The organism is Acutalibacter sp. (genome assembly GCF_056800975.1).
The window spans coordinates 1-5,699 of the sequence record NZ_JBQISV010000117.1 but is presented as its reverse complement, the minus strand read 5'-3'; the positions used below and the strand labels follow the sequence as shown (position 1 = coordinate 5,699).

Annotated in this window: 6 protein-coding genes; all 6 read right to left on the bottom strand. The window is 65.6% G+C overall.

Annotation, left to right across the window (positions count from 1 at the left end; genetic code table 11):
* Positions 1-176 precede the first annotated feature (176 nt).
* Positions 177-602, bottom strand: a complete 426-nt coding sequence (gene ruvX, locus ACTO5E_RS09875; protein ID WP_482303309.1) for a Holliday junction resolvase RuvX — start codon at positions 600-602, stop codon at positions 177-179.
* Positions 599-1,270, bottom strand: coding sequence for a histidine phosphatase family protein (locus ACTO5E_RS09870; protein ID WP_482303308.1), 672 nt, complete (start codon positions 1,268-1,270; stop codon positions 599-601). The genes ruvX and ACTO5E_RS09870 overlap by 4 nt, the downstream gene beginning before the upstream one ends.
* Entirely contained in the window at positions 1,264-2,778 is a 1,515-nt protein-coding gene (locus tag ACTO5E_RS09865) for a dihydroorotate dehydrogenase (RefSeq protein WP_482303307.1), read from the bottom strand. Before ACTO5E_RS09865 ends, ACTO5E_RS09870 begins: the two co-directional genes overlap by 7 nt.
* A gap of 22 nt (positions 2,779-2,800) precedes the next feature.
* Complete coding sequence (locus ACTO5E_RS09860; protein ID WP_482303306.1) at positions 2,801-3,577, bottom strand: dihydroorotate dehydrogenase electron transfer subunit; 777 nt, start codon at positions 3,575-3,577, stop codon at positions 2,801-2,803.
* A gap of 8 nt (positions 3,578-3,585) precedes the next feature.
* Entirely contained in the window at positions 3,586-4,527 is a 942-nt protein-coding gene (pyrF, locus tag ACTO5E_RS09855; protein ID WP_482303305.1) for an orotidine-5'-phosphate decarboxylase, read from the bottom strand.
* Between the two features lie 296 nt (positions 4,528-4,823).
* Positions 4,824-5,699, bottom strand: an 876-nt coding sequence (locus ACTO5E_RS09850; RefSeq protein ID WP_482303304.1) for a dihydroorotase, incomplete at its 5' end; no start/stop codon positions are given.

Here is a 5,699-nt window from a genome sequence, read left to right as displayed (position 1 = left end):
GAGACTACCGGTAGGAGTTTGCCGGTACTTTTGCGAAGCAAAAGGCGACTCCTTCGGAGTCGAGGCAAACTCCGTGACTTGCCCGAAGGGCAATGTCAGAAACCCACGCCAAACGCCGTGTGCGGTATCTCTACACGGGCCAACCGCCCGCCAAAGGCCACCCCCACATCGCTACGCTACTCCCCCGGATGATTCCTCCTCCACCGCAGATAGTCCTCCAAAATCACCACAGCCGCCACCGCGTCCACCACAGCCTTGCGCTTTTTGCCCCGGGTGTTGGTCTCGTTCAAATAGCCGTGGGCCGTGATGGTCGTGCCCCGCTCGTCCACAAAAACCGTCTCAAGGCCGGTCAGCGACTGAAGCCTCGCCCCCATTTCCCGGGCAAATGCCGCGCTTTCCCCCTCGGTGCCGTCCATGTTCCGGGGCAGGCCCACAGCCAGACGCTCCGCTTTGGCCCTTTGGGCGGCCTCGGCCACCTGCCGGGCCAGCTTCTCTGGGTCCCGCTGGGCAATCACCCCCAAGGGGCTGGCAAGCAGCTCCCCCTTGTCGCACACCGCCAGGCCTGTCCGGGCATGGCCCAGGTCAACGCCCACAATAATCATACCAGCCTGTCCCCCGCAAAAAACTCGAACCGGGTGGGCGGGCGGCGCATGTCCTCCGGCAGGTGGCTCAGGTCGTTGACCTTCTCCCACCGCAGAGCTCCGTCCTCCGCCGCCAGGGTGCTCACCCCCGTGTTGCCAAAGACCTCGCTGCGCCGGATGCCCTTCAGCTCCCCGTAGGCCACCCGGGCGAACAGGTTCCGCAGCACGCCCCCATGGGTTGTGACAACCACCCGCTCCCCCGCATGATCTTGTATGATCCGGTCCAGGGCCCGGTTCGCCCGCTCATACACCTGGGCCATGCTCTCCCCCCCGGGGAATTGGCACAGGTCCGGGCTCTGGTCCCAGTCCCTGGCCACCTGAGGGAACCGCTCCGCCACCTCGGTAAGCAGCAGGTTCTCCATGTCCCCGCAGTCAAGCTCAATCAGCCCCGGCTCCTCCTTGATTTCCAGCTCCGGGTGGTACTGAGCAATGGCCTCGGCCGTGGCTCTGGCCCGCTTTAAGGGGCTGGTGTAAATGGCGTCAATGGGCTCGTTGCGAAATCGCAGACCCAGTAAAGCCAGCTGCTTTACACCGTCCGGGCTCACCTCCGCGTCAAACCGGCCCTGAAACCGGCGCTGAATGTTCCCCATAGACTGGCAGTGCCGGATCAGATAGAGGGTCGTCACCACGGCCGCACACCTCCTGTCAGCTCAGACACGGACCTGACCCCGTTCTTTACCATAAAGTCCAGCAGCCCGTCCCGAATTTTAACAGGCGCATAGGGGTCGGTAAAAATAGCCGTGCCCACCTGAATGGCCGAGGCTCCTGCCAGCAGCATCTCCACCGCGTCCTCGGGGGCGGCAATGCCGCCCAGGCCCACAATGGGGATTTTCACCTTCTGGGCAGTCTGCCACACCATGCGCAGGGCCACCGGCAGCAGGGCCGGGCCCGAGAGCCCCCCGGTGTTGTTGCGGATGATGGGCCGGCGGGTGTGAATGTCAATGCGCATACCGGTGAGGGTGTTGATGAGGGACACCGCATCCGCCCCGGCGCTCTCGGCGGCCAGAGCCATCTCGCTGACATCGGTGACATTGGGGGAGAGCTTCACCATCAGGGGCTTTTTGCACACCCTGCGCACCGCTCGGGTAATGCCCTCCACCCCCTGGGCGGTCACTCCAAACTGTACCCCGCCCTCCTTCACATTGGGGCAGGAGATGTTCAGCTCCACCATGTCCGCCGGGGTATCGTTAAGCTTTTCCGCAGTCTGACAGTAGTCCTCTACCGCGCTGCCCGCCAGATTGGCAATGATCCTCGTCCCCTGCTGGCTGAGCCAGGGGAGCTCCTGGGCCACGAAATGCTCCACCCCCGGGTTTTGCAGGCCCACGGCGTTGAGCATCCCCCCCGGGGTCTCAGTGACCCGGGGGGGCGGATTGCCCGGGCGCGGGTGAAGGGTTGTGCCTTTACAGCTAATGCCCCCCAGCTGGCTCAGGGGGTACAGCTCCCCGTACTCCCGGCCAAAGCCAAAGGTGCCCGAGGCCGCGATCACCGGGTTGCGGAAGTCCACCCCCGCCACATTCACCCGCAGGGGCGAGAACAGCTCCTCAACCACCCGGCCCTGGCTGTCCAGCAGCAGGCCCTCTCCGTCGTCAAGGCGGTACACTTTACAGCCCTGCTCCCGCTCATAGGCCTGGCAGCGGGCCTCAAATTGCTCATACCGGGTGTGAAACCGGCTGTAATGGGGCAGCACCTGCGCCTGTGTCAGCCCCAGGGCCCCCAGACTGCTCAGGCCCACGGTGTTAAGCTCTGGGCTGTACAGGTCCACAAGCCCCAGGCTGGGGCCCAAAACCAGCGCCCCCGCGCTCCACCCCACCAGCAGGCCCTGGTCCGCTGCCTGGCACAGGGCCTGCCGCCCGCCGTGCTTCTCAATGGAATCCAGCAGATAGTAGGGGTTGCCCCCCATCAGCATCACCGCGTCAAACTGGGCAAGGCCTTGGGCAGGGTGGCGGTCAAGGTCAAAAATCTCCACGGCCAGGCCCAGGGCCTCCAGCTCCTCCCGGCAGCGGGGTACATGGCGGTTCTTCTCCCGGTATTCCGGGTCCGCTGTCACCACCAGAGCGGCCCTGCCCCCCTTGACGCACCGGCCCGCCGCCTCCCGCAGCCAGGGGCTGGTCAGGCCGTTGGAACACAATATAATCATAAAAGCTCCTCCTCTCCCGGCCTCACAGGGCGCTCTCCCCGATCCGGCTCATCTCGATCACCGGCCCGTCCTTGCACACATGGCCAAAGTATTCGGCTCCCTCTCCGTCTACCAGAGCCACCGCGCAGCCCAGGCAGGCTCCCACGCCGCAGGCCATGCGCTGCTCCAGCGAGAGATACCCCGCCGCCCCCCGGCTCTGGGCCAGAGCCCTCGCCGCCCTCAGCATGGGGCCGGGGCCGCAGGCAAACACCACCTCAAAGTCCTCCTCCGCCGCCAGCTCTGTCACCAGACCGTGACGCCCATAGCTGCCGTTGTCTGTGGCAATCAGGGTCTTGGCCCCTGCGGCCTTGAAGTCCTCCTCCAAAATCACGGCCTCCCGGCTGCGGAAGCCCAGCACTGCCACTGCCTGACTGCCCAGGGCCTGGGCCGCCCCCAGCAGAGGGGGCACGCCAATGCCTCCCCCCATCAGCAGGGTCCTCTTTGCCCTGTCCACGGGAAAGCCATGCCCCAGAGGGGCCAGAATTTCCAGCCGGTCCCCTGCCCGGCGCCGGGCCAGCTCCGCCGTGCCCTGGCCCCGGACCTGAAACACAAACCGCAGCTCTCCCCGGTCCCGGTCTATGGCGCAGATGGAGATGGGCCGGCGCAAGGTGCGGCCCGGCACCAGAATCTGGGCGAACTGGCCGGGCTCCGCCTTTGCCGCCAGGGCGGGGCAGCGCAGGCGGAAGTCAAACACATCCTCGGTCAGCTGCCGGACAGAGGTCAGCTCGCCCGGCAGGGAGTCATATTTTTTTTCGCTCATACTCCACCTCACACCGGCAGGCTGACGCCGCCCAGCCGGGCCATAATCTCGTCCCGCATCCGCAGGGCCTCCCGGCGGGCCGCGCCGGCGTAGTCGGCAGGGTCGCAGCCCTCCTTCTGCCAGGCGCACAAAATGGCCCGGGAGGAGTTGACAATGGCCCCGCAGCCGTGCTTGTCAAAGCCCAGGGCCACTGCCTCGGCCGCGCCCCCCTGGGTCCCGTAGCCCGGCACCAGAAACATGGTGTTGGGCAGAGCGCGGCGCAGCTCCTTCAGCTGCTGGGGATAGGTGGCCCCCACCACGGCCCCCACTCCGCTGTAGCCGTACCGGCCCGGAAGCTTCAGCCCCCACTGCTGGCACATGTTGCCCATGGCCCGGTACAGGGGCTCGTACATGGCGTGCAGCATCTGGTCCTGAAACTCCCCGGAGGAGGGGTTGGAGGTTTTCGCCAGCACAAAAATACCCTTGTCCTTTGCCGCGCACACAGCCAGAAGGGGGTCGACGCCATCGCTGCCCAGGTAGCCGTTCACCGTGAGAGCGTCCGCCCCAAAGGCCTCAAAGCTGGCCCCCTCCACCTGGGTCTCTCCCAGATGGGCGGCGGCGTAGGCCTCCATGGTGGCCCCAATGTCGTTGCGCTTGCCGTCGGTAATCACAAACAGGCCCTTGCTCTTGGCATAGGCAATGGTCTCGGCCAGAGCCCGCATCCCGGCCCAGCCGTACATCTCATAGTAGGCGGCCTGGGGCTTCACAGCGGGCACCACGTCCCAAAGGGCGTCGATGAGGCCCTTGTTAAAGGCCAGCAGGGCGGCGGCCGCGCCCTCCAGGTTTTTGCCGTGGGCCTCAAAGCAGGGAGCCTTCACGTGCTCGGGAATGTAGCTGAGCTTAGGGTCCAGCCCGGCCACAGTGGGGTTTTGCTTTTTCATGATATTTTCCAGCAGGCGGTCCATTGACATGTGACATCTCTCCTTCAATATATATGTATGATTTTCAAAGCAGCATATATGTATGATTTTCAAAGCAGCTGGCAGGCCATTTCAAACCCGCAAACGCCCCCGGCAAGACTGGGCCCAGACAGCGCAAGGCATTCTCCTTGCCAGTCTGTCAGCCTTTGACTGGCAAAAACGCCGGACTGTGTTCTCAGCCCCGTCAGCACAGTTTTTTACGTCTGACCTTATTCCAGGTCTGACACAGAAAGCCCCGCGGCAGGCTTGACTCAACCCAGCCGGCCCCAGCGGGCTTGACCGCTGGCCTACCCAAACACCCTTCTCCCCCGGGAAAAGGTCAGCTTGACCCGCCCGGTGAGCTCCATGCCCTTGAAGGGGGTGTTCCGGCTTTTGCCGTGGAGCCGGGCCGGGTCCACGGTCCATTTCTCCTCTGGGTCGAACACCACCACGTCGGCAGGCGCGCCCACGGCCAGAGTACCGGCGGGGATGCCCAGAATGCGGGCCGGGGCCGCGCTCATTTTCTCTATGACCTGGCTGAGGCTCAGCCGGCCGTCCAGAGCTGTCAACACCGCCGCCAGAGAGGTCTCCATGCCAATGCTCCCGTTGGGGGCGGTGAAAAAGTCCCCCTTCTCCTCCGGGGTGTGGGGCGCGTGGTCTGTAGAAATGGCGTCCAGGGCGCCGTCCCTCAGGCCCTCAATCAGCGCCAGCCGGTCGGCCTCGCTGCCCAGGGGCGGGTTCATGCGGTAGTCCGCGTCCATGCTCTCCAGGGCCCGGTCGGTGAGCAGCAGGTAGTGGGGGCAGGTTTCGGCAGTGACCCTGACCCCCCGGCGTTTGGCGTCCCGAATCAAGGCCACCGAGCCCGCTGTGCTCACATGACAGATGTGCACCCGGGCCCCGATGCTGGCGGCAGCGGCCAGCTCCCGGGCCACGCCGCAGTCCTCGGCAGCAGGGGGCACTGCCTTAACCCCCAGCTGGCGGGCGGTCTCCCCCTGGTTCATCAGGCCCCCCCGGGCCAGGTCCAGGTCCTCGCAGTGGGCGGCCACCGTCAGGCCAAGCTCCTCCCCGGCCTGCAGGGCTTCCAGCAGACAGCGGGCGTTGGCCACCGGCCTGCCGTCGTCGCTCAGGGCAATGGCTCCCGCCTCCTTTAAGGCGGCGAAGTCCGGGCAGTCCTCCCCCCGCAT

Bases quoted from the DNA above. Each gene is read 5' to 3' on its own strand.
- ruvX (WP_482303309.1), bottom strand. From the start codon at position 602: ATGATTATTGTGGGCGTTGACCTGGGCCATGCCCGGACAGGCCTGGCG.
- ACTO5E_RS09865 (WP_482303307.1), bottom strand. From the start codon at position 2,778: ATGATTATATTGTGTTCCAACGGCCTGACCAGCCCCTGGCTGCGGGAG.
- ACTO5E_RS09860 (WP_482303306.1), bottom strand. From the start codon at position 3,577: ATGAGCGAAAAAAAATATGACTCCCTGCCGGGCGAGCTGACCTCTGTC.
- pyrF (WP_482303305.1), bottom strand. From the start codon at position 4,527: ATGTCAATGGACCGCCTGCTGGAAAATATCATGAAAAAGCAAAACCCC.